Source organism: Microcystis wesenbergii FACHB-1317 (assembly GCF_014696875.1).
Classification (GTDB): domain Bacteria; phylum Cyanobacteriota; class Cyanobacteriia; order Cyanobacteriales; family Microcystaceae; genus Microcystis; species Microcystis wesenbergii_A.
The window spans coordinates 1-20,509 of record NZ_JACJQV010000043.1; the positions used below are offsets into that span (position 1 = coordinate 1).

Sequence of the window (20,509 nt, forward strand, 5' to 3'; positions counted from 1 at the left end):
TTTTATAATTGAGATAGTTTGTGCCGCTTAAATAAAGAGGTTTTGATAACCAAATTAAAGCAGCTCTAAAGAGTTTTGAGTTAAAAGTTAAACTTCAAGTTTTCATTCAGGACAAATGTACTGATTAACTAATTTTCCCCAAAAAATTAGTTAACCCATCATTATAACATATAATTAATTTGCAAGAGTTCTATAGCAGCACGCCGCTCGCTGAAAGCGCACCGAAGGTGATCTTGTAAATTGGGTTATCTTTAATTAAGTTTCTCCCTTACTTAAATTATTACAAAACAATTGAATTTCATTGATTATGGTTTGATAAGAATTAACAATTTGATGGGCGATGATTAAAACCTTTTCCTCATCTAATTGGCAAGAATAAGCACTTCTAACCAGATGACGAAACCGCCGTAAATCATCCAAAATGAGCCTTGTTTCTTCTGTAATAACTGCTTTTCTCACCTTAGGTATATCAACAGACATTTGCTCTCATCAATCTCGATGCCATTTATCCCCCGTTGGGAATCTTTGAGCAATTTTTTTAGCAATCGCTTCAAATATACGCTCAATTCTAGTATAAACTCCATGCAAATTAAGCGCAATAGAATTAATTAATGCGTTTTGATACATGACATCCGATTGATTAGATAATTCTCTTAAAAATATCTCTAACTGTTGTAGGGCTTGCAGAATTTTATTGAGTTCTTGATTAATTCTATCTTGAATTGATAAATTAGTCATAATTCAACCCCCTGAGCAATTGCTGCTAAAATAAGTACCTAAGCAAAATTAATTACACATTTCGATAAAGCTTTTGCCTCTTGCCTCTTGCCTATTGCCTCTTGCCTGTCTTCACTAGGAAATTTATTTTGCATGACTACTTATAAGGATGAGCCTTTTGAACTTATACTAAATCCACCTCAAAATCCTGTCCATTATCTAACTCTGCTATCGCTTTAAAATAATCTTTCTCTGGTAAATCCTAAACCGCTAAATCAAGATCAGAATGGGGAGTTATTTCTTCATAATTTAACAATGAACCAAATAAAACAACTTTCGTGACTCCATACTTCTCTTTAAGGAGACTAGCACATTTTTGAGCAATTTTTAACCCTGCTTGTTGCCGTTGTTTCATCTCTAATAGAAATTGTTTACGGTTTGCTCTCGCTGCTAAAACTTCAGCAATAATCTCTTGTTTTCGTTCTTCAGTTAACTGTGTCATTATGATTACCCCTAAATCATTGAATATCAATAGTTTCTATGATAGCAATTTTTGTGATAAGCGATCGCCTACTGAGCAAGCCTTTTGTCCGAACCAACCCACATCCCTTCCTAATAAATAAGCTGTACTGAATTTAAACTGCGTAGGGGAAATTTTAGTACAAATGCTCAAACTGCTTCTCCCTGCTCCCTGCTCCGGCGCTCCCCTGCAATCTTAACGAGTAATTTAGATAGTCAACAGCTTATCAGGGAGCTTCTTGATCAGAAATCCCCCAATGTGGTATGAACTTTGAGACCAAAGGATGTTTGACAATCTAGATAACCCATTCCCTTTTCCCTTTTTGGCTTTTTGCCTCGTCAAGTCTAAACTGGTTGTGTCTTGCACTGCCAAAACTATTGGATGTTCTTTGATTCTTTCTACTGTACTTTTAGCTTGGGCGGCAATTAGCTCTGAGGGTTGAAAATAGGGTGAATTGCAAAAGTCAGATGTGGCACTCCCTGCGGCTAGATTTACCGCAACTTGTGGAACAAGTGTACTAAATTGGCTGGCCAAGTTTTCCACGATACTGATTAATCTTTTCTTTCTTCTCGTGTCCCCTAGGTCTGCATAAGTAGGGAGGCGCAATTATTTGTAAGATGGGTTAGCGGTAGCGTAACATGAGCGGGCGTTGGGCTTCGGCCGTGAGCTCAGCCGAACGGTTTCATGCTTCAACCGTTCGGACCTCGGCGTGAGCTTTTGTCGAACGCAAAAGCTCACGGCCGAAGCCCAACCTACGTTCATCTTATATTTAATTCCACCCACCCACTTACTGTAATTCTTGGGCTGCCCATTTCTCCATTTTTTTGCTCACCTCCACCTTAATTCTTTCTTTCAAAACTATACCTATCAATCGTTTCCCCTTTTTTTAAGTTTCTTCTCTTTTTGTTAAGAAAGATCTAACTAATGGATAAGGGGTTGGGGGGGGTGGGGAATATTCAGCTAATCTAAGGATAGGCGGTTAAAATGCGTCTTAGCTTACTCTAAAAAAATAGATAGCTAAATGGGAGGAATTGTTGCCGAAATAGGCATGGAAAGAGCCAATATTTCCGACAATTTACCTACAGTGAAGATTTTTGCCGTTAGACTAGGCTCAGAAACCCTACTGGAAATATGCGTTACAAACTTTTAGGTAATAGTGGTCTGCGAGTTTCCGAACTATGTCTAGGAACGATGACATTCGGGGAAGATTGGGGTTGGGGGTCGGATAAAGAAGAAAGTCGGGCGGTTTTTCAGGCTTTTGCGGAAGCGGGCGGCAATTTTCTCGATACTGCTAATCTCTACACTAACGGAACCAGTGAAACATTAGTGGGGGAATTTGTCAAGGGCGATCGAGAAAAATGGGTAATCGCCACCAAATATTCTCTCAACACCCGTCCCGGGGATGTCAATGCCTGCGGAAATCATCGAAAAAACCTCTTTCAGTCGGTAGAAGCGAGTTTAAAGCGTTTAGGCACTGATTACATCGATTTACTCTGGCTTCATCTTTGGGACTCTCTCACTCCTATCGAAGAAGTGATGCGCGCTTTCGATGATTTGGTCAGGATGGGAAAGGTCCTTTATATCGGCATTTCTGACAGTCCTGCTTGGATTGTCTCCCAAGCAAACACCCTGGCCACCCTACGGGGATGGACACCCTTTATCGGACTACAAATAGAATATTCTCTCAAGGAACGCACCCCCGAACGGGAATTATTGCCTATGGCCAAAGCATTAAATATCGGGGTGACAGCTTGGAGTCCCCTGGCAGGAGGAGTTTTAACGGGAAAATATAATCAACCCAACCCCGTCGATGGTCGTTTAAGCATGACCGACCAACCTTTTCAAATTTTTGATCGCGATCTGAAAATTGCCGAGACCGTCCTGGAGATAGCCAGAGAAATCGGGAAATCACCGGCACAAGTGGCGTTAAATTGGCTCAGAAATCGCCCTAACTCCGTAATTCCCATCATTGGCGCTCGAAGATTGTCCCAATTGCAGGATAATCTCGCCTGTGTGGACTTTAACCTAACTGGGGAACAGCTGCAACGACTCGATAATATCAGTGCCATTTCCCTCGGTTTTCCCCACGAACTTTTAGCCAGTCAATTTGTTGGCGATATCCTATTAGGAGGAGTAGCAGCACAATTAGACCGATGATGGAAGTTTTTGTTTATGGAACCCTGAAACCTAAGGAGAGTAACTATTCTGCCTACTGTGCAGGAAAAGTGGTCAACTCTAAAACCGCCTACACAAAGGGGCATTTATACCATCTTACCGCCCTCGGTTATCCCGGACTGACCGAGGGCGAGGGCTGGGTGAAGGGAATTTTATTGACTTTTAACGCAGATTATGATATGGGGCTTTTGGATGCTTTGGAAGATTATCAACCCGGCAGAGCTGCGGAAGAAAACGAGTATCAGCGTCGCAGACTTCCTATTTATAATCTAGAGCGAGAATTGATCTGCGAAGCTTGGGGATATATGATGACACCGGCAAAAATAGCTTTTCATGGCGGAGTTTGGCTGCCTTCCGGTTGCTGGACCAGTAGCGATCAAGAATAGGGATGAGCAGGCCGATTCTGTTAATATATATCAATTAAAAGCTTAATCGTGAAAAAATTATGTATCTACTCCTAGAAGTGGCCAGTGGCAAATTCCCCGTTTATTTCGTGGCAGTTTATGTGGTCGGTTTTCTGGCTGCTGTCAGCATCGGTTCGATCGCTTGGTATAATTCTAAACGCCCGGTCGGTTGGGAAGATGCCCAAAGACCCGATATTATCCCCGAAGTGAAGACCGAGGTGGATTCTGATTCTCAATCCTAGAAAAAGGCAGTTATCAGTCATCAGATGCAAGTTTTCAGTTCACTGTTCACTGTTCACTGATAACTGACAAATCGCCAACAGCACAGAACGTAGGTTGGGCTTCGGCCGTGATCTCAGGCTTCGACGGTGATCTCAGCCGAACCGCCGAACGGTTGAAGCAGGAAACCCAACGCCCGCTCATGTTACGCTACCGCTAACCCATCCTACAAATAATTGTGCCTCCCTGTGCCGATAACTGACAAATCGCCAACAGCCCAGAAAATAATCAAGATATTTGATCGATTGGGTGAATAAGTCCCCTATAATCACTAACATTGCCCATATCGATCTTCAGTGAAGCGGGAAGAGTATGCGAATTCTATTTGTGGGTGCCGAGGCAGCCCCAATTGCCAAAGTTGGGGGAATGGGAGACGTAATTGGGGCATTACCGAAAGTCTTGCGTCAGCTAGGTCATGATGTGCGGATTTTTCTACCCTACTACGGTTTTCTGGCGGAAAAAATGGACATCCCTTCCGAACCCATTTGGTCAGGATTCGCCATGTTTCAGGATTTTTTAGTCTATGAGACGGTTTTACCCGATACGGATATTCCTCTCTACCTCTTTGGTCATCTAGCTTTCTCTGGACGCAATATCTACGGAGGCGAAGATGAGGCCTGGAGATTTACCCTATTTGCCAATGGTGCGGCGGAATTCGCTTGGAATTACTGGAAACCGCAAGTTATTCACTGTCATGATTGGCATACGGGCATGATTCCCGTCTGGATGCACCAAGACCCCGATATTAGCACCGTTTTTACTATCCATAATCTCGCCTACCAGGGGCCTTGGCGGGAGGCATTAGAAAAAATGACTTGGTGTCCTTGGTATATGCAGGGCGATAATACGATGGCCGCGGCGGTTCAATTTGCTAATCGCATCACCACCGTTTCTCCCACCTATGCCCGTCAAATACAGACCCCCATTTATGGCGAAAATTTAGAGGGATTATTGTCCTATATTTCCGGCAATCTGGTGGGGATTGTCAACGGCATCGATACGGAGGTGTATGACCCTGCTAAAGATGTTTATCTTAAGCAGAATTTTACCCCAGAAACCATCGAAAAACGTCTGATCAATAAAATTGCCCTGCAAGAAGAAGTGGGGCTACAGGTCAGTAAAAGTGCCTTTGTCATGGCGATGGTGACGCGTTTGGTGGAACAAAAAGGTATTGATCTAGTGATGCAAATTTTAGATCGCTTTCTCACCTATACTGATGCTCAATTGATTATTTTGGGTACAGGCGATCGCTATTATGAAACCCAACTGTGGGAGATGACTTCCCGTTTCCGGGGGCGAATGTCCCTGCATCTTCTCTATAGTGATGCCCTTTCCCGTCGCATCTATGGGGGGGCCGATGCTTTGTTAATGCCTTCCCGTTTTGAACCCTGTGGCATTTCCCAATTAATGGCCATGCGTTACGGTTGTATTCCCATGGTACGCCGCACCGGTGGTTTAGTCGATACGGTATCTTTCCACGACCCAATTCAGGAAAAAGGAACAGGATTTAGTTTCGATCGCTATGAACCTTTAGACCTGTTTACCTGTATGATCCGGACTTGGGAAAGTTTCCGTTATAAACAGGATTGGCAAAAACTACAGCAACGGGCAATGACTCAAGATTTTAGTTGGTATAAATCCGCTTTGGAATATCTCAAAATCTACAAACAAATCACCGGACAATCGGATCAATTATCCGATGAGGAAAAAGATAAATTGGTCGCCCTGACTAGCAGTTAAATCCTCCTTGATTAGGGGTGAAGATATATCACCCCTACTGGCTAGAAATTAATCGGTAACGGCATTGAGAAGAACTTCCGCTAGGGTCATATCTTCCATATCATCGATAGTAATTGTGTCAACGATATCGAATTTGGCCCCCGCCGATTCTAGCTGATCGTCTAAAGCTTTAAGAAATTCGGTTGCTTGTCGATCATGGCCTACTTGAATCAGAGAAATGGCTAATTCTTCATCCCTATCGAGTTTTCGAGAAGCTTCGATAATTTGACGCATCACCGCTTTGCGATCATCTGGTTCTCCGTCGGTAATCACCAGAATAGTTTCTCCGTTGGGTTTAGTTTTGCCAGCAGTTTTGCGCTGAAAATAATTATTGAGGGCATCTTGAAGAACAGCGGCTAGGTCTGTCCTCCCCATAGGTTCATTTTCTTGATAAATTTGTGTCACCTTATCGGAAGTAACATTATCATAGCGTCGGAAACGTCCGGAAAAAAGATAGATAGTGATGCCGTCGGGATCGAATTCCTCGCACTTTCTAGCCAAGGCGAGGGTGGATTCTTGGGCAATTTGCCAACGGGTTTTCTCGCTGGGTTTATCAGCAGTGGACATACTGCCACTTTTGTCAATAATCAGAGTATAATCTCTGTTTTCTACCATAGGGGCTATACCTCCAAGCAATTTGCGCTCGTCCTAGTCTAATAATTATTAAACTCTAGGATGGAAACTCTACCTCGATCGACTAGGGTTTTTTAACTATTGGGGGGAGGAGACAGCGCCCCCAACAGCAGAAACTATCGCCAGAAAACCGGTCGGGCTAAAATGAAAAAAGTATGAAAATTATTGCTTAACCCGATATTGTTAAATTAGCCGATGAGTGATAGCAAATCGATCGCCTTAACCGAGAAAAAGCCAGATAATCCACCTTCTTGGAGTTTTTGGACGGTGTTTAGTTCCACCTTCCTAACCATATTTTTGGCTGAAATCGGCGATAAAACCCAATTAGCAACCCTTCTCATCAGCGCCGAATCCCAATCCCCCTGGGTGGTTTTTGCCGGGGCAGCCAGCGCTTTAATCGCTACCAGTCTCCTCGGTGTCCTGATCGGTTATTGGATTGCGCGTCGTCTTTCCCCGAAAACTTTAGATATCGGTGTCGCTATCCTTCTCCTTTTGATCACTGGTTTACTCATCGGCGATATTCTCTAAGCAATCAGTGATCAGTGTGACTGTTTACTGTTTACTGTTCACTGTTCACTGAAAAAAGCTTCCCATCTCCCTAAAATTTATGAATTGGCAATTATTCGGACTGACATTTATCACGGTTTTTTTGGCAGAAATCGGCGATAAAAGTCAATTAGTAGCGATCGCTCTCGGTGGCAGTTCCAAATCACCTAAAGCTGTCTTTTTTGGCTCAATTACCGCCTTAATCTTCACCAGTTTCTTAGGAGTCCTTGCGGGGGGCAGTATGGCGCAATTATTCCCCGCTAAGATCTTAAAAGCGATAGCGGCCATCGGTTTTGCGCTGCTTGCTGTCCGGCTGCTTTGGCCAGATTCAGATTGATAATTGGGTTTGCGGCAAAAAGCTTTTCCTGGGGGCAGGGTGTGGGGTGTGGGGTGTAGGGTGTAGGGTGTGGGGTGTGGGGTGTCGGAAGAATAAATAGAAATAATCTCCTGCCTCCTGACTCCTGTCTCCCGACTCCTGTCTTCTGTCTCCCGACTCCTGATAGCTAAAAAACTGAGGTAAATTCCAGAAAAATAATTAATTTTTTGGAAAAAAGTAGCAAAAATTACAAAAAACATCTAAAAAGTAGCGAAAATTACAAAAAATCTGCTAACCTAGCCGTAATATCACACAGATATTCGTAGAAAGATTCCCGAAAATCTCCTCAGCAAAAACATCCGTGTGAAGTAGCTAATATTGTCAGCGAGGTTAGTTCAAGATCATCATGTCAAATTTAGGACGACGTAAATTTCTCCTGTACGGTTCTGCCGCTTTGGGAACCAGTATTCTGTTAAAAGCTTGTGGTGGCAATCAAAGCCAAACCCCCACGGCTAGTCCTAGCCCGGCTGCTAGTCCCGCCCCAGCCTCTGGAGAGACAATTAAGGTGGGTATTCTGCACTCCCTCAGTGGCACCATGGCCATCAGTGAAACCAGCGTAGTTGATGCGGAAAAACTGGCGATCGAGGAAATCAATGCCGCCGGTGGTGTTCTTGGTAAACAGATCGAGGCAGTGGTGGAAGATGGCGCTTCCGATTGGCCAACTTTTACCGAAAAAGCCACCAAACTGATCGATCAGGACAAAGTTGTGACCGTCTTCGGTTGTTGGACTTCCGCCAGTCGTCAGGCGGTTTTACCCGTGTTTGAAGCCAAAAACCATATGCTCTGGTATCCCGTCCAGTACGAGGGTCAAGAGTGTTCTAGAAATATCTTTTACACCGGTGCTGCCCCCAACCAACAGATCGAGCCGGCAGTGACTTGGTTGCTGGAAAATAAAGGGAAAAAATTCTTCCTCGTCGGTTCCGACTACGTTTTTCCCCGCACCGCCAACACGATTATTAAAGAGCAGTTAAAGGCGAAAGGCGGCGAAACCGTGGGCGAAGACTATCTACCCCTAGGTAACACGGAAGTTACCCCGATTATCACCAAAATTAAGCAAGCTTTACCCGATGGCGGCGTTATTTTCAACACCCTTAACGGTGATAGTAACGTGGCTTTCTTTAAACAACTGCAAGCGGCCGGTTTAACTCCCGATAAATATCCGGTCATGTCGGTGAGTGTTGCCGAGGAAGAAGTTAAACAAATTGGTAAGGAATATCTCCTCGGTCAATACGCTTGTTGGAACTATTTCCAAACCGTAGATACCCCCGCTAACAAGAAATTTGTTGCGGCTTTTCGAGCTAAATATGGTGAGGATCGCGTGACCAATGACCCCATGGAAGCGGCCTACATCATGGTCTATCTCTGGAAGCAAGCGGTGGAAAAAGCGGCAACCGCCGATGATCTCGACAAAGTTCGCGCCGCAGCCGTAGGACAGAAATTCGATGCTCCCGAAGGACCGGTGGAAATGTTCCCCAATCATCATATCTCTAAAACCGTCCGCATTGGTCAGGTGAGAGATGATGGTCTATTTAACATCGTTTGGTCAACTCCGGGGGTAGTGGATCCGCAACCTTGGAACCAATTTGTCCCCGAAACTAAGGGCTTTGCCTGTGACTGGACGGATCCGGCCAAGGGCGGTAAGTTCAAAATGGAAAAATCCTAGTTTTAGGAATTTTTCCAGACAATAACGAGAGTGAGGTGGGCATTACTGCTCACCCCTCTTTTTAAAGCTTAAAAATGCACGGGAATAACGAAAAGTGTCAGCATTATTGGAAGGATTATTTAATGGTATTAGCATCGGTTCTGTGCTATTGCTGGCCGCTTTAGGACTAGCGATTGTTTTCGGACTGATGGGGGTGATTAATCTCGCTCACGGTGAGTTAATGATGTTAGGGGCTTATACTACTTTTGTGGTGCAGAATATCTTTAAAGGTTTTGAAGATATTTATATTTTAAATGTCTTTCAAGCTTTCCGTATTTCTCTCTTTGATACTTATGTTTTATTCGCCCTACCGATCGCTTTTTTAGTGTCGGGATTGGCGGGATTATTATTAGAAAGGGGGGTGATTAGGTTCCTCTACGGCAGACCCCTAGAAACGCTGCTGGCCACTTGGGGAGTCAGCTTAATTCTGCAGCAATTTGTCAGAAGTGTCAACGGGTTATTAGTAATTAGTTTAATAGTTTTCTGTCTCTTATTTTTTGGGGCTATGAAGGTGTTAAGTCGTCGCCTAGATTGGGAGAGAATTCGCAATTTAGCTATTGGTATCACCCTGCCTTTATCCCTAGCTATCGCTGGATTATTAGGCTATCTTTTATCTTTTAATCCGGTTCTCGCTCGACCCTGGTTTAGTGCCAGAAACGTCGATGTCACGGCTCCTGCCTGGTTACGGGGAGGTTTACCTTTACCCGGTTTTCAAATGCCCTACACCCGTCTATTTATTATCATTTTAACTGGCCTTTGTTTGTTAGGGACTTATTGGTTTTTAAATAAATCTTCTTGGGGTTTACGCATTCGTGCCGTCACCCAAAATCGCCAGATGAGTGCCTGTTTAGGCATTCCGACAAATCAAGTGGATGCTTTGACTTTTGCCCTCGGTTCGGGATTAGCTGGAGTTGCCGGTTGTGCGATTAGTTTCTTGGGTTCCGTCGGTCCAAATGTGGGACAGAATTATATCGTTGATACCTTCATGGTGGTGGTGGTGGGGGGAGTGGGTAATCTCCTGGGAACTATTATCGCGGCTATGGCCATCGGTGTGGCTAATTATTTAATTGGTTCGGGAACTTTTGCTCTGATTTTTGGTTCCGTAGAAGCCCTAAAACCCCTAACGGATTTCTTCACCTTTTTCTCCACCACTAGCATGGCAAAAGTGATGATTTTTGCTTTAATTATTGCTTTCTTGCAATTCAAACCTGCGGGAATTTTTCCTCCTAAAGGACGTACTGCCGAGTTATAGATTATGATTACCGAAACCATCACTAGAAACGAATCCCGACAACGGGAAAAGAAAAAGTTAATCACGGAAATCGCTGTTATCGTTGGATTGGTGGTTATCTTTGCGTTTTTTTTGCCCTTAGCTTTGTCGGCTTTCCGCTTGCGTTTATTGGGGCGATTTCTTTCCTTCGCTATTGTCGCTTTGGGGATAGATTTAATCTGGGGTTATACGGGTTTATTAAGTCTTGGCCATGGCATCTTTTTTGCTCTCGGTGGTTACGCTTTGGCCATGTACCTAAATCTTCAGTTACCCCCCGGACAAATGCCCGAATTTTTTACTCTCTACGGGGTGACAGAATTACCTTTTATTTGGCAACCTTTTTATTCCCTACCTTTGACAATTCTAGCCCTAATTATCGTACCAGCGATCGTGGCGGGATTATTAGGTTATTTAATCTTCCGCAATCGCATTAAAGGGGTTTATTTCTCGATTTTGACCCAAGCGGCTTTACTGGTATTTTTTAACTTTTTTAACGGCCAACAAAAGTTAATTAACGGCACTAATGGCTTAAAAACCGATACCCAAACAATTTTCGGGTTGCTGGTAGGCTCCGATGCCGTTCAAGTGGCCTTTTATTTACTCACAATTGTCTGTTTACTGGCTATTTATCTCCTCTGTCGTTGGTTAACTACCGGCAGATTTGGGCGCTTGTTAGTCGCCATTCGCGATGATGAGGTGCGTGTCCGTTTTTCCGGTTATGATCCTACTTGGTTTAAGGTGTTAGTTTTTGGCATTTCTGGGGCGATTGCCGGTGTTGCCGGCGCTCTTTATACTGTGCAAACCGGTATTATCACTCCTAACTCTATGGATGTGGCTTTTTCCATTGAAATGGTGATTTGGGTGGCTGTGGGGGGACGTGCTACCCTTGTGGGGGCAGTTGTCGGTACTTTATTAGTACGCATGGCCCAAACTTTTTTAAGCGAACAATTTCCGGAAGTCTGGGTATTTTTCCAAGGGGCCCTATTCCTAATTGTGGTGACAGTGCTTCCCGATGGTCTTCTCGGTGGAATTAAACGTTTGCTGACTCATTTTGGTTTCCGCAAAACTTTAATCACCTATCCTAGTATTGAGGAAGCTCCGGAAGTGCAATTGGAAAGAGAAGAATTAGAGCATAAGTGACCTTAGCTATCAGTTATCAGTTATCAGTTATCAGTTATCAGTTATCAGATGTGAGTTTTCAGTTCACTGATTACTGCTGACTGTTCACCGAAAATACTTCCCAATTCCCTCTTAGAAATTATGACTGGAAAAATCCTAGAAATCGAGAATCTTACCGTTAGTTTTGGGGGTTTTAAGGCTCTCAATAATCTTAATTTCAGTATGGATACGGGAGAATTGCGGGTGATTATCGGTCCCAATGGTGCGGGAAAAACCACTTTTTTAGATGTGATTACGGGGAAAGTGCAACCCACCATCGGACGGGTATTATTTAAAGGTCGAGATCTCCGCAAAATTCCTGAATTTGCGATCGCTCGTTTAGGGATTGGTCGCAAATTCCAAACTCCTAGGGTATATTTAAATCTAACTGTCCGAGAAAATCTCGATTTAGTTAGCAACCGTAATAAAAATGTTTTCTCAACTCTTTTCGGTCGTCCTCCCCTAGAAGATAGCATAAAAGTTATTGGTTTATTGGAAACTATCGGGTTAACTGCTAAAGCTGATTTATCCGCTTCTTTACTTTCTCACGGGGAAAAACAACGCTTAGAAATTGGCCAATTAGTGGCCCAGTCACCAGATTTACTGCTAGTAGATGAACCCGTAGCAGGATTAACCGATGAGGAAACGGAAAACGTGGGTAATTTGTTGTTAAATCTAGCGGAAAGTCATTCAATTATTGTCATTGAACACGATATGGAATTTGTCCGTCAAATTGCCCGCAAAGTCACGGTTTTACACCAAGGAACTGTTCTATGTGAGGGGAATATGGAGCAAATTCAAAATGATCCGAAAGTTATTGAAGTTTATCTGGGTTCCTCGGAAGAATAAACAATCAAACGATTAAAATTAGTTAAAAAGGGTTGACAATGTTACACATATCTGATCTCAATGTTTACTACGGAGAAAGTCATATTTTAAGAAATGTTGATCTTAACATTAATGCGGGAGAAATGGTCTGTTTAATTGGACGTAATGGCGTGGGTAAAACTACCCTATTAAAAACCTTGATGGGTATCTTAAAACCGCGAGCGGGAGTCATTAATTATGAGCAAGAAAACCTCATTAATAAAACCTCAGATCAAAGAGCCAGATTGGGACTGGGTTATGTGCCGCAGGGTAGGGATATTATTCCCCGTTTAACGGTAAAAGAGAATTTAATTCTCGGTTTGGAAGCTTTACCCACAAAAAGAAAAAATGCCACAATTCCCGAAGAAATCTTTGATTTATTTCCCGTTTTAAAAACCATGTTATCGCGGATGGGAGGAGATTTAAGCGGTGGACAACAACAGCAATTAGCCATCGCTCGCGCTTTAGTGGGGGAACCAAAATTATTAATTTTAGATGAACCCACGGAAGGAATTCAACCGTCAATTATCCTCGAAATTGAAGCAGCGGTGCGGCGTATTGTTGCCAGTAAAGGAATCGCCGTTTTATTAGTAGAACAACACCTGCATTTTGTCCGCCAAGCTGATCGATATTACGCCATGCAGAAAGGGGGAATTGTTGCTTCCGGTTTCACGAGCGAATTAAGTCAAGAAGTCATTCAGCGATTTTTGGCAGTTTAAACTTAACTTTTTCCTTGATAAGTAGGTAGGTGTTAAAAATTATCAGACACCCCCCTTATCAAGGGGGGATTAAAGACAAAATCTATCTTCAATTTAATTATAACCACTTACTTATATGACTCAAATAGTCGTAATTGGTGGCGGGGCAGCGGGATTTTTTGGCGCAATTAAAGCGGCAGAATCTAACCCAAAAGCTGGCGTTACTATCCTAGAAGCGGCAAAAGAACCCCTAGTTAAAGTGCGGATTTCGGGAGGGGGACGCTGTAATGTCACCCATCATTGTTTTGATGTTTCCCAATTGGTTAATTATTATCCTCGCGGTGGCAAAGCACTACGGGGAGCTTTTAGTCGGTTTCAACCCCAAGATACTATTAAATGGTTTGAATTGCGGGGGGTAAAACTCAAAACAGAAGCGGATGGACGAATGTTTCCCAGCACCGATAATTCTGAAACTATTGTTAATTGTCTGCGGGAAAGTGCGACTTTTGCTGGGGTTAATTTAAGGCTAAATTGTGCAGTAAAATCGGTAAAAAAACAGGAAGAAAGTTTTTTAATTGAATTAAAAAGAGATGAGCAAATTAGGGCAGATAAGCTTTTAATTGCTACGGGAAGTAGTCCTTTTGGTTATCGCACCGCTCAAGATTTAGGTCATTCTCTAGTCTCTCCTGTCCCTTCTTTATTTACCTTTCAAATTACCGATCCTCGTCTGAAAGATTTGTTAGGGGTTACTGTGGATAAAGTGCGAGTTCGTCTTGGGGGAAGCAAATTAGAACAAATCGGACCTTTATTAATTACCCATTGGGGAGTTAGTGGACCGGCTATTTTAAAACTTTCTGCTTGGGGAGCGCGGGTACTTCACGAGCATCATTACCGAATGCCTTTAATCATTAATTGGTTAGGGGATTATCCTCCTGAAAAATTGCGAGAAATTATCTTACAAACTAAAAGTGAATATCCCAAAAGAAAACTTTTTAATTATTGTCCCTTTGAACAGTTACCTAAGCGTCTTTGGCAGAGTTTATTAAGTTACTTGACTGTTAACTCGGAAACTCCCTGGGCAGAATTATCTAAAAATACTCTCAATCGATTGATGATTGAATTACAGCAGGGGGAATATCAAATCAAAGGAAAAGGGGTGTTTAAGGAGGAATTTGTCACCTCTGGGGGAGTGAATCTTCAGGAAGTGGATTTTAAAACTATGGAAAGTAAAATCTGTCCGGGGTTATATTTTGCCGGGGAGGTACTAGATATCGATGGAGTCACGGGGGGATTTAATTTTCAATGCGCTTGGACCACTGGTTATCTCGCCGGACAAGCCATGGGCAATAGATAGGGCTGGCTGAATAAATCTAGTTTAGGCTTTTTTGACCTCAAAAAGTGCCAGCCATTGGAGGGATCGGGGGGAACCCTGCCCCCACGAAAAACTTTTTCAGCCAACCCTAGGTAATAACCGTGGGTTGTTCCCGTCCGGTAGATTGACGAATTTGACCGATTTCTTCGGCTAAATCAATTAACGGCTGTAGGGCCTTTTGGGTGTCGATATCGTGTTTACTCGCGTCCGGTTCATAACTTTCTAGATAAACCCGGAGAGTTGCTCCTTTAGTTCCCGTACCCGATAGACGGTAAACAATCCGAGAACCATCGGTAAAACCAATGCGAATGCCTTGATTTTTACTCACACTACCATCCACGGGATCGGTATAGCTAAAATCATCGGCATATTCCACTTCATAGTTACCAAATTGTTGACCCTTAAGGTCTAAAACCAGCTTCTGGAGACGTGCCATCATCTCTTTTGCCGGTTCTAAGGCGACTTCTTCATAATCATGACGAGAATAGAAATTACGACCGAATTCTTGCCAATGACTGCGAACAATTTCCTCTACAGATTCCCCTTTAACTGCCAAAATATTTAACCAGAAAAGAACCGCCCATAAACCATCTTTTTCGCGAATATGATTGGAACCCGTGCCGAAACTTTCCTCACCACAAAGGGTTGCTTTCCCCGCATCTAACAAATTACCGAAGAATTTCCAACCGGTGGGAGTTTCATAACAGTCAATTCCCAGTTTAGCCGCTACTCGATCGGCCGCCGCACTGGTGGGCATCGATCGCGCCACTCCCGTGATACCATTTTGATAGCCCGGTACTAGATGTGCATTGGCAGTTAGTACAGCTAAACTATCACTGGGGGTGACAAAAAAATTCCGACCGAGGACCATATTGCGATCGCCATCTCCATCGGAAGCAGCCCCAAAATCGGGTGCATCTTGACCAAAGAGAATTTCTACCAGATCATGGGCATAGACTAGGTTAGGATCGGGATGACCACCACCAAAGTCCTCTAGGGGAATACCATTTAACACTGTACCCTTGGGCGCACCTAAACGCTGTTCAAATAGGGCATAAGCGTAGGGACCGGTTACCGCATGGAGAGAATCCATGCACATTTTAAACTTACCAGAAGTGAGTAGGGCCTGAATGCGATCGAAATCAAAAATCTTTTCCATCATTTTGACGTAGGGAGTGACCGCATCGATCACTTCCACATCCATAGTTCCCAGTTTAAAGGAACCGGGGCGATCGAGATTAATATCGGCCCCTAAGAGGATTTTATAACTGCTAATCACCTTAGTCTCGGCATAAATTGCATCGGTGATATTTTCCGGGGCCGGTCCGCCGTTAGTAATATTGTACTTAATGCCAAAATCCCCCTCTGGACCGCCGGGGTTATGACTAGCAGAGAGAACAATACCGCCAAAAGCGTTATTTTCGCGAATTAACCCAGAAATAGCGGGAGTGGAGACAATACCATCGGTTCCCACGAGTATTCTACCGATACCGTTAGCGGCGGCGATTTTCAGGATAGTTTGAATAGCTTGACGGTTATAATAACGACCATCTCCACCGACAACTAGGGTTTGACCCTCGATACCGTCTAAAGTATTGAAGATAGCTTGAATAAAATTTTCCAGATAATGGGGTTGTTGAAAAACGGGAACGGATTTTCGTAGTCCGGAAGTCCCCGGTTTCTGGTCACTAAAGGGTTTTGTGGCAACGGTTTCAATCGTCATAGTCTTTTCTTGATAGGCTGAGGCAATTGTCAACTTAAGTATATAGCAGTAGGTTGACAGCCAAGAAATCAGCTAGGAAAGACAACAGCTGGGGAGTCCCCTGTCATACTAAATCCTGTTTAAAAAGTCTAGGACAGTGGGGAGACCACTTCGTGCGCGTTGCGGGGGGAGATAGGGGAGTGGGGAGATAGGGAAGTGGGGGGAAGGGAGCAGGGAGAAAAAAGCTGACTCCTGACTCCTGAATACTGACTTGAAAATAGAAGCTGAAATAACGCCAATTCGTCAATCATACTAAATCCGTTCAGTATAAGCTACATATCAGGAGAGGCACTCCTGCAAGCGGAGTGACTCTTAAATTATTACAGATGCGTCAGCGGCTGCCTGTAAGCATCCCACCGAAAAACTAATGCGCTCCGGGGTTTGGGGGCGGCGCCACGCCCCCAACGGGGGGTTTGGGTAGGGTCGTTTCATTCTCGCAAATGTCATTCAATCAAATCCTTATCTGGCAAGGTTTTCAGTCAATTTCTCAGAACAAATATCTGAAAAATTTTTAAAATGCCTTGCTTTGCTTGCCCCGTAAGCGATTGAAGACAGACAAACAAGGAATCAAACTAGAGAATGAATCAGCCCTAGGGGTTTGGGGGGTAGAACCCCCCAAAAGCTTGGATTGAGTGATCAAGTGGCAAGTAATACTAAATCCCTTGAGTATAGGCTAAATATCAGGAGAGGCAAAAGGCAATAGGCAAAACGGAGAATAAATAATCAGTTTTTAATAACTGGATTTAGTCTTAGCCGATAATTTAACCCGATTTGGGGGTATAAACCCCCAATAATCGCCAATTTTGGCTATATCGCTTAATCGGCCCCTTCAATCGGTGCAAATCCCTGACGTTGAATATTCTCGCTGATGTGACGAGGTTCGAGGAATTGCAGCAGATAATCGGGACCCCCTGCTTTGGAACCTACCCCCGACATCTTGAAACCCCCGAAGGGTTGACGGGAGACAATCGCGCCGGTGATTCCCCGGTTAATATAGAGGTTTCCTACTTCAAATTCCTGCATAGCTCGGTTAATATGGGCAGGAGTGCGAGAATATAAGCCGCCGGTTAGAGCATAGTCGGTTCCGTTAGCTACAGCTAAAGCTTGCTCAAAATTGCTCACTTTGATAATCGCCACCACTGGACCAAAAATCTCCTCCATCGCTATTACCGCATCGGGGGGAACATTCTTAAAGACGGTGGGACTGACGAAGTAACCCACTTCTGGAATTGGCATCTCTAGGGCCAATTCTGCCTCTTTTTTACCAGTTTCGATATATTCCCGAATTCTTGCTTGAGCTTTCTCGTCGATAACCGGTCCTACTTCCGTACTCGGTAAATCCGTCGGCCCGATATTGAGGGACCCGGTAGCCTCGACAAAGCGATCCACAAAGCTATCATAGACGCTTTCCAGAACAATTATCCGCGAACAGGCGGAACATTTCTGGCCGGTGTAGCCAAAAGCGGACTTAACCGCACCGACAACGGCCTGATCTAAATCGGCACTCTCATCGACAATTAGGGCATTTTTGCCGCCCATTTCGGCGATAACTCGTTTTAGGTGTTTTTGACCCTTTTGCACGATCGAGGCATCTGTATAGATGCGACAGCCCACTTCTCGTGAACCGGTGAAGGCGATTAGGTGAACATCGGGATGGCTAACTAAATGCGCCCCCACTTGCGAACCTTTACCCGGGATATATTGGAAGACTCCGGCAGGAATACCCGCTTCTAGGAGAATCTCGGCAAATTTCGCCGTAATCACCGAGGAAGTCTCGGCCGGTTTCAATAGCGTGCAGTTACCAGCTACTAAAGCTGCTACTGTCATCCCCACCGCAATGGCCAGGGGGAAATTCCAGGGGGAAATCACTAAAGCAATACCCCGGGGTTGGTAGGAATAACGATTATTCTCGCCTGCCACGTCGAAATTATGCCCTAAATCCAGTCTTTCCATCTCGGAGGCGTAATAACGGCAAAAATCGATCGCTTCTGACACTTCTGGATCCGCCTGTTGGATAACTTTGCCCACTTCCAAACAAATCCAGGCCGATAACTCGTGTCGTCGCGCTTCCATCAAATCTGCCGCTTTTCGCAGTATTTCTGCTCTTTTAGCCACTGGGGTGCGTTTCCAAGCGGGAAAAGCCTGTTTAGCCGCTATGATCGCTTTTTCTGCCTGTTCTACCTCAATTAAGCCCACTTTTCCCACTATTTCCTGCGGGTTACAGGGATTAACGGAATTAATTTGAACATTGGTGGCGACGTATTCGCCGTTAATTAGGGGTAAATAGGTTTTACCGAGGGAATTTTTGACAAAAGTAAGGGCTTGACTCGCTTTATTTCGTAATTGCTCGTTGGCATAATCCGTATCGGGGGCATTAGGAAAACCGGGGATAATCGAGTTATCCTTGCCTAAAACCCGGGGGGCTGCGATTAAATCTTCCACGGGACGATCCTCCAAATTTTGCCGTAGGAAAGAACTATTAGCGGTATTTTCTAATAAACGGCGGATTAGGTAGGCCATACCGGGTAAAAGTTGTCCGTAGGGGGAATAAACCCGCACCCGATGACCCCGCTTCACTAAGGCTTTGGCTAATTGGTCGCCCATGCCGTACAATACCTGCATTTCAAAGCGACGACGGGGAATTTCTAAACTTTCTGCGATCGCACAAGCCATGGCTTGCGATCGCACGTTATGACTACCGATAGCAGCGTATAAATATTGATGATTTTCCAATAATAACCGCGTCATCCGTTCATAATTGGCATCTGTGGCTGATTTTTCGTTATATACCGGCTGTGGCCAATGATTTTGGCGAGATTTAATCGTTTCCTGATCCCAGTAAGCGCCTTTGACTAGCCGGACAGTCAGGGGATAACCGCGCTTTTTGGCCCAATTAATTAAATCTTGTAAATCTTGGGCAGAATCTCTTAAATATGCCTGTAGGGTGATACCAATATCGGTACGACTGCAAAATTCTTCTTCTAGGAGTAATTCTTTCAGGATAGACAGGGTGAGGTTTTTATAAACGTACTGTTCCATATCAAAATGGACTGCTACCCCTAACTCCTGAGCGCGTCGTAATAGTAGGCGAATGCGATCGCAAACTTTCTCCTTACTACCAATCGGATCCATGGGATCAAACTGAGAATAAAAGGCAGTTAGCTTGACAGAAACCTGCACTTGTGGTAGTAAGTCGCCGTCCGCTTCATCAATTTGGCTAACTTTATTCCATTTGGTCGCTTCTTGAGCCAAATGGGTCATTAAATCGAGATAACTTTGTAGATAAACTTGGGTTTCCGCTTCAGTAATTACCGCTTCACCGAGGAGATCTATGGTAAAAGCCATTTTTTCCTTCCGCAGACGGGTGACAGTGCGAGTAATTTGCCCTAGGTCTTCCCCAGCGATATACTTACGAGCTAAGGTTTCTACGGATTTACTGATCACACTGGCGGCCGTTTGAGCGGGTAGGGAGTTAGGATCACTAAAGTTGAGGATACTTTTCAGCGCACTGGGCAGTTCTACGGAAGCATCACCGAGGTATTGTTGGAGATGATTAGCGATCTCGGCATTACTGCGTAAAGCGGGTAAACAGTCAATAAAACGGAATAATTGTACTCGTAAATTGGGGTTAGACATTGCCCAATCGAGTAATTTATCATCCCAACGCATTTGATCCTGTAAAGCAGACCAAAGACCTTTTTTTTCGCGAGTTTCGGCTAAAAGTTGTCTAGCGATCTCTTGGGTTTTGGTTTCGTAGTTTTGAGTTGAGTCGATTTGGATAACCACGGTGATTCAAGTAAAAAAATTATCAACGGGATTCAGCTTTCAGCAAGCTAAGGTCAGCCTTCAGCCTAAAATTCAGTTTTTGAGCTTTTTCAGCTGATTGCCGCTCTTAATGGCTCTTTTCTCTGGTTTATAACTCTTACCGAAGGACTAATCAAAGCTAATAGCCGATCGCTTTTGCTGAACACTCTATTGTACTCGATCGAGTGGGGAAGTGGCGAGGTTGGGGAATTTGTCACTGATCACTGATCACTGTTTACTGATAACTGATAATCCGTTAACCTCTTAACCAGTCAAATAATTGACCGAGGGTGATTTGAAAACTGATCGCAAAAGCAGGGACGGGTAAAAGAGCATTAGAACTCTTGCAAATTAATTATATGTTATAATGATGGGTTAACTAATTTTCCCAAAAAAATTAGTTAACCCGTACATTTGTCCTGAATGAAAACTTGAAGTTTAACTTTT

Annotated in this window: 15 protein-coding genes and 3 pseudogenes; 12 read left to right on the plus strand and 6 right to left on the minus strand. The window is 43.9% G+C overall.

Annotated features, from left to right (window positions below; genetic code table 11):
* Positions 1-255: 255 nt before the first annotated feature.
* From H6F92_RS26675 to H6F92_RS00805, 3 pseudogenes are all read right to left on the minus strand, one after another.
* Positions 256-738 (minus strand): annotated as a pseudogene (locus H6F92_RS26675) (ribonuclease toxin HepT-like protein).
* Positions 739-901: 163 nt separating this feature from the next.
* A pseudogene (locus H6F92_RS00800) lies at positions 902-1,219 on the minus strand (nucleotidyltransferase family protein).
* Between the two features lie 269 nt (positions 1,220-1,488).
* Positions 1,489-1,843 (minus strand): annotated as a pseudogene (locus H6F92_RS00805) (transposase DNA-binding-containing protein); the annotation flags it as partial.
* 525 nt (positions 1,844-2,368) lie between these two features.
* On the opposite strand from H6F92_RS00805, the gene H6F92_RS00810 reads away from it, so the two are divergent.
* The 4 genes from H6F92_RS00810 (at position 2,369) to glgA (ending at position 5,835) form a co-directional block, all read left to right on the plus strand.
* The gene (locus H6F92_RS00810) at positions 2,369-3,394 is read left to right on the plus strand and encodes an aldo/keto reductase (RefSeq protein ID WP_190356451.1); all 1,026 of its coding nucleotides are present in this window, start codon (positions 2,369-2,371) and stop codon (positions 3,392-3,394) included.
* On the plus strand, positions 3,391-3,798 hold the full coding sequence (locus H6F92_RS00815; protein ID WP_190356452.1) for a gamma-glutamylcyclotransferase family protein: 408 nt from the start codon (positions 3,391-3,393) through the stop codon (positions 3,796-3,798). The genes H6F92_RS00810 and H6F92_RS00815 overlap by 4 nt, the downstream gene beginning before the upstream one ends.
* A gap of 59 nt (positions 3,799-3,857) precedes the next feature.
* Positions 3,858-4,058 (plus strand): photosystem II assembly protein Psb35, encoded by a 201-nt coding sequence (gene psb35 / locus H6F92_RS00820; protein ID WP_045358758.1) that lies wholly within the window; start codon positions 3,858-3,860, stop codon positions 4,056-4,058.
* A gap of 349 nt (positions 4,059-4,407) precedes the next feature.
* A complete protein-coding gene (glgA, locus tag H6F92_RS00825; protein ID WP_190356453.1) occupies positions 4,408-5,835 on the plus strand; it encodes a glycogen synthase GlgA in 1,428 nt (475 codons plus the stop codon).
* Between the two features lie 48 nt (positions 5,836-5,883).
* Here glgA and H6F92_RS00830 read toward each other — a convergent pair whose 3' ends face one another.
* The gene (locus H6F92_RS00830) at positions 5,884-6,489 is read right to left on the minus strand and encodes a vWA domain-containing protein (protein ID WP_002733700.1); all 606 of its coding nucleotides are present in this window, start codon (positions 6,487-6,489) and stop codon (positions 5,884-5,886) included.
* A gap of 213 nt (positions 6,490-6,702) precedes the next feature.
* On the opposite strand from H6F92_RS00830, the gene H6F92_RS00835 reads away from it, so the two are divergent.
* The 8 genes from H6F92_RS00835 to H6F92_RS00870 all read left to right on the plus strand — a co-directional run bounded on the left by H6F92_RS00835 (position 6,703) and on the right by H6F92_RS00870 (position 14,478).
* Positions 6,703-7,035: a TMEM165/GDT1 family protein gene (locus H6F92_RS00835; protein ID WP_190356454.1), complete on the plus strand. Its 333-nt coding sequence runs from the start codon at positions 6,703-6,705 to the stop codon at positions 7,033-7,035.
* A gap of 79 nt (positions 7,036-7,114) precedes the next feature.
* Complete coding sequence (locus H6F92_RS00840; protein WP_045358754.1) at positions 7,115-7,390, plus strand: TMEM165/GDT1 family protein; 276 nt, start codon at positions 7,115-7,117, stop codon at positions 7,388-7,390.
* A 385-nt stretch (positions 7,391-7,775) separates the two neighbouring features.
* On the plus strand, positions 7,776-9,092 hold the full coding sequence (gene urtA, locus H6F92_RS00845; protein ID WP_190356455.1) for an urea ABC transporter substrate-binding protein: 1,317 nt from the start codon (positions 7,776-7,778) through the stop codon (positions 9,090-9,092).
* A 94-nt stretch (positions 9,093-9,186) separates the two neighbouring features.
* A complete protein-coding gene (locus H6F92_RS00850; RefSeq protein ID WP_190356456.1) occupies positions 9,187-10,383 on the plus strand; it encodes an ABC transporter permease subunit in 1,197 nt (398 codons plus the stop codon).
* A gap of 3 nt (positions 10,384-10,386) precedes the next feature.
* On the plus strand, positions 10,387-11,541 hold the full coding sequence (urtC, locus tag H6F92_RS00855) for an urea ABC transporter permease subunit UrtC (protein WP_190356457.1): 1,155 nt from the start codon (positions 10,387-10,389) through the stop codon (positions 11,539-11,541).
* Positions 11,542-11,661: 120 nt separating this feature from the next.
* Positions 11,662-12,408 carry an urea ABC transporter ATP-binding protein UrtD gene (gene urtD, locus H6F92_RS00860; protein WP_190356458.1) on the plus strand — a complete coding sequence of 249 codons (747 nt, stop codon included), beginning with the start codon at positions 11,662-11,664 and terminating at the stop codon, positions 12,406-12,408.
* Between the two features lie 38 nt (positions 12,409-12,446).
* Positions 12,447-13,145 (plus strand): urea ABC transporter ATP-binding subunit UrtE, encoded by a 699-nt coding sequence (gene urtE, locus H6F92_RS00865; protein ID WP_190356459.1) that lies wholly within the window; start codon positions 12,447-12,449, stop codon positions 13,143-13,145.
* A gap of 115 nt (positions 13,146-13,260) precedes the next feature.
* Positions 13,261-14,478, plus strand: coding sequence for a BaiN/RdsA family NAD(P)/FAD-dependent oxidoreductase (locus tag H6F92_RS00870; RefSeq protein WP_190356460.1), 1,218 nt, complete (start codon positions 13,261-13,263; stop codon positions 14,476-14,478).
* 106 nt (positions 14,479-14,584) lie between these two features.
* Here the strand turns inward: H6F92_RS00870 and H6F92_RS00875 are convergent, their stop codons facing one another.
* Entirely contained in the window at positions 14,585-16,219 is a 1,635-nt protein-coding gene (locus H6F92_RS00875) for an alpha-D-glucose phosphate-specific phosphoglucomutase (protein ID WP_190356461.1), read from the minus strand.
* Between the two features lie 855 nt (positions 16,220-17,074).
* Positions 17,075-20,044, minus strand: a complete 2,970-nt coding sequence (pruA, locus tag H6F92_RS00880; protein WP_190356462.1) for an L-glutamate gamma-semialdehyde dehydrogenase — start codon at positions 20,042-20,044, stop codon at positions 17,075-17,077.
* Positions 20,045-20,509 lie beyond the last annotated feature (465 nt).

Excerpts from the sequence above, each read along its gene's own strand:
- H6F92_RS00835 (WP_190356454.1), top strand. The coding sequence starts at position 6,703 with ATGAGTGATAGCAAATCGATCGCCTTAACCGAGAAAAAGCCAGATAAT.
- H6F92_RS00840 (WP_045358754.1), top strand. The coding sequence starts at position 7,115 with ATGAATTGGCAATTATTCGGACTGACATTTATCACGGTTTTTTTGGCA.
- glgA (WP_190356453.1), top strand. The coding sequence starts at position 4,408 with ATGCGAATTCTATTTGTGGGTGCCGAGGCAGCCCCAATTGCCAAAGTT.
- urtE (WP_190356459.1), top strand. The coding sequence starts at position 12,447 with ATGTTACACATATCTGATCTCAATGTTTACTACGGAGAAAGTCATATT.
- urtC (WP_190356457.1), top strand. The coding sequence starts at position 10,387 with ATGATTACCGAAACCATCACTAGAAACGAATCCCGACAACGGGAAAAG.
- H6F92_RS00830 (WP_002733700.1), bottom strand. The coding sequence starts at position 6,489 with ATGGTAGAAAACAGAGATTATACTCTGATTATTGACAAAAGTGGCAGT.
- urtA (WP_190356455.1), top strand. The coding sequence starts at position 7,776 with ATGTCAAATTTAGGACGACGTAAATTTCTCCTGTACGGTTCTGCCGCT.
- urtD (WP_190356458.1), top strand. The coding sequence starts at position 11,662 with ATGACTGGAAAAATCCTAGAAATCGAGAATCTTACCGTTAGTTTTGGG.
- H6F92_RS00815 (WP_190356452.1), top strand. The coding sequence starts at position 3,391 with ATGATGGAAGTTTTTGTTTATGGAACCCTGAAACCTAAGGAGAGTAAC.
- psb35 (WP_045358758.1), top strand. The coding sequence starts at position 3,858 with ATGTATCTACTCCTAGAAGTGGCCAGTGGCAAATTCCCCGTTTATTTC.
- H6F92_RS00870 (WP_190356460.1), top strand. The coding sequence starts at position 13,261 with ATGACTCAAATAGTCGTAATTGGTGGCGGGGCAGCGGGATTTTTTGGC.
- H6F92_RS00875 (WP_190356461.1), bottom strand. The coding sequence starts at position 16,219 with ATGACGATTGAAACCGTTGCCACAAAACCCTTTAGTGACCAGAAACCG.
- H6F92_RS00810 (WP_190356451.1), top strand. The coding sequence starts at position 2,369 with ATGCGTTACAAACTTTTAGGTAATAGTGGTCTGCGAGTTTCCGAACTA.